The organism is Halioglobus sp. HI00S01 (genome assembly GCF_001635445.1).
Lineage (GTDB): Bacteria > Pseudomonadota > Gammaproteobacteria > Pseudomonadales > Halieaceae > Halioglobus > Halioglobus japonicus.
The window spans coordinates 1-219 of the sequence record NZ_LWEE01000008.1; the positions used below are offsets into that span (position 1 = coordinate 1).

1 pseudogene is annotated in these 219 nt (G+C 54.3%); it reads right to left on the minus strand.

Annotation, left to right across the window (positions count from 1 at the left end):
• Window positions 1-219: pseudogene (locus A3709_RS01975) on the minus strand (signal recognition particle protein); the annotation flags it as partial.

Below are 219 nucleotides of genomic sequence, written 5' to 3' on the forward strand. Positions count from 1 at the left end.
AGGATCACGCCGGTAAGTGGCAGCGTCTCGCCAAACGCCTTGGCAGTATTGGCGGCGTCCTGGCCGGTCATGGCATCAACCACGAACAGGGTTTCAATGGGGTTAACCGCTTTGTGTAGTTGGGAGATTTCTTCCATCATCTCCTGGTCAACCGCGAGGCGTCCTGCGGTATCGACAATAAGTACATCGGAAAAATTCTTCTTGGCGTGGCTGATAGCC